General features: G+C 56.9%; 2 rRNA genes. Both read left to right on the top strand.

Features of this window, described 5'->3' with window-relative positions:
• Positions 1-1,343, top strand: a 16S ribosomal RNA gene (locus J9611_RS21110); the annotation flags it as partial.
• A 532-nt stretch (positions 1,344-1,875) separates the two neighbouring features.
• A 23S ribosomal RNA gene (locus J9611_RS21105) occupies positions 1,876-3,038 on the top strand; the annotation flags it as partial.

Raw genomic sequence — 3,038 nt, 5'->3', positions numbered from 1 at the left:
GCCGCATGGTGGGGGGTGGAAAGCTTTTTTGTGGTTTTGGATGGACTCGCGGCCTATCAGCTTGTTGGTGAGGTAATGGCTCACCAAGGCGACGACGGGTAGCCGGCCTGAGAGGGTGACCGGCCACACTGGGACTGAGACACGGCCCAGACTCCTACGGGAGGCAGCAGTGGGGAATATTGCACAATGGGCGCAAGCCTGATGCAGCGACGCCGCGTGAGGGATGACGGCCTTCGGGTTGTAAACCTCTTTCAGTAGGGAAGAAGCCGCAAGGTGACGGTACCTGCAGAAGAAGCGCCGGCTAACTACGTGCCAGCAGCCGCGGTAATACGTAGGGCGCAAGCGTTATCCGGAATTATTGGGCGTAAAGAGCTCGTAGGCGGTTTGTCGCGTCTGCCGTGAAAGTCCGGGGCTCAACCCCGGATCTGCGGTGGGTACGGGCAGACTAGAGTGATGTAGGGGAGACTGGAATTCCTGGTGTAGCGGTGAAATGCGCAGATATCAGGAGGAACACCGATGGCGAAGGCAGGTCTCTGGGCATTAACTGACGCTGAGGAGCGAAAGCATGGGGAGCGAACAGGATTAGATACCCTGGTAGTCCATGCCGTAAACGTTGGGCACTAGGTGTGGGGGACATTCCACGTTCTCCGTACCGTAGCTAACGCATTAAGTGCCCCGCCTGGGGAGTACGGCCGCAAGGCTAAAACTCAAAGGAATTGACGGGGGCCCGCACAAGCGGCGGAGCATGCGGATTAATTCGATGCAACGCGAAGAACCTTACCAAGGCTTGACATGGACCGGAAACACCTGGAGACAGGTGCCCCGCTTGCGGCCGGTTCACAGGTGGTGCATGGTTGTCGTCAGCTCGTGTCGTGAGATGTTGGGTTAAGTCCCGCAACGAGCGCAACCCTCGTTCCATGTTGCCAGCGCGTAATGGCGGGGACTCATGGGAGACTGCCGGGGTCAACTCGGAGGAAGGTGGGGACGACGTCAAATCATCATGCCCCTTATGTCTTGGGCTTCACGCATGCTACAATGGCCGGTACAAAGGGTTGCGATACTGTGAGGTGGAGCTAATCCCAAAAAGCCGGTCTCAGTTCGGATTGGGGTCTGCAACTCGACCCCATGAAGTCGGAGTCGCTAGTAATCGCAGATCAGCAACGCTGCGGTGAATACGTTCCCGGGCCTTGTACACACCGCCCGTCAAGTCACGAAAGTTGGTAACACCCGAAGCCGGTGGCCTAACCCCTTGTGGGAGGGAGCTGTCGAAGGTGGGACCGGCGATTGGGACTAAGTCGTAACAAGGTAGCCGTACCGGAAGGTGCGGCTGGATCACCTCCTTTCTAAGGAGCACCTACAAACCAAGCCCCGTGTATGCGGGATGCGGAAGTTTGTCAGGAGTATATGCCCGCTGCGCAGGCGATTGTCCTGCGGCGGGTGCTCACGGGTGGAATATCAACGGATAGGTGCCTGGCGGCACATGCCGGCAGCAAGTACGGACGGGTTCCCTTCGGGGTCCCTGTCCTGGAACGCGGCCGGAATGGATTGCCGGGTAGTGTTTGGCACACTGTTGGGTCCTGGGACAACAGGACCATGGCATGGCGGTCCGCCTTCGGGTGGGGCGCTGTGGCGTGGGACGGCTGTTTCTGGTTTCCTGGCCGCACCGATCACACATGATCAGCCCTGACGGGTTGGCCCCTTTGCGGGGTGTGTGTGGGGTGTGTGGTATGGGGTTGTTGTTTGAGAACTACATAGTGGACGCGAGCATCTTTTATAAGAAGCAATTTCCAAGAATATGAACCTGGATCTGGCCGCACTTTCGGGTGTGGTTGGTTTTCGTGGTTCTCTCGTGAAACAGTTTTTTTGATCTTTTGTGGTCAAGTTTTTAAGAGCACACGGTGGATGCCTTGGCATTAGGAGCCGAAGAAGGACGTAGGAATCTGCGATAAGCCTGGGGGAGTCGATAACCGGACTGTGATCCCAGGGTGTCCGAATGGGGAAACCCCGCCAGGGGCGCGAGCCGCCTGGTGACCCGCATCTGAACACATAGGGTGTGTGGGGGGAACGCGGGGAAGTGAAACATCTCAGTACCCGCAGGAAGAGAAAACAATAGTGATTCCGTCAGTAGTGGCGAGCGAACGCGGATCAGGCTAAACCGTTCCATGTGTGATAGCCGGCGGGCGTTGCATGGTCGGGGTTGTGGGACTTTCCATACCAGTTCTGCCGGACTGGTGAGGTGCGAAGTGTGGGCATAGGTGAACGGTCTTGAAAGGCCGGCCAGAGAGGGTGGGAGCCCCGTAACCGAAATGTTGTCATACCGCCTGGAGAGTATCCCAAGTAGCACGGGGCCCGAGAAATCCCGTGTGAATCTGTCAGGACCACCTGATAAGCCTAAATACTCCCTAATGACCGATAGCGGACCAGTACCGTGAGGGAAAGGTGAAAAGTACCCCGGGAGGGGAGTGAAACAGTACCTGAAACCGTGTGCTTACAATCCGTCGGAGCAGCCTTGTAGCTGTGACGGCGTGCCTTTTGAAGAATGAGCCTGCGAGTTAGTGTTACGTCGCGAGGTTAACCCGTGGGGGGAAGCCGTAGCGAAAGCGAGTCTGAACAGGGCGTTGCAGTGGCGTGATCTAGACCCGAAGCGAAGTGATCTACCCATGGCCAGGTTGAAGCGACGGTAAGACGTCGTGGAGGACCGAACCCACTTCAGTTGAAAATGGAGGGGATGAGCTGTGGGTAGGGGTGAAAGGCCAATCAAACTTCGTGATAGCTGGTTCTCCCCGAAATGCATTTAGGTGCAGCGTTGCGTGTTTCTTGCCGGAGGTAGAGCTACTGGATGGCTAATGGGCCCTACAAGGTTACTGACGTCAGCCAAACTCCGAATGCCGGTAAGTGAGAGCGCAGCAGTGAGACTGTGGGGGATAAGCTTCATAGTCGAGAGGGAAACAGCCCAGACCACCAACTAAGGCCCCTAAGCGTGTGCTAAGTGGGAAAGGATGTGGAGTTGCGAAGACAACCAGGAGGTTGGCTTAGAA

The organism is Pseudarthrobacter albicanus, assembly GCF_018224015.1.
GTDB lineage: Bacteria > Actinomycetota > Actinomycetes > Actinomycetales > Micrococcaceae > Arthrobacter > Arthrobacter albicanus.
Note: the sequence above shows the minus strand (reverse complement) of the source record. Positions and strands in the feature narration are given on the sequence as shown.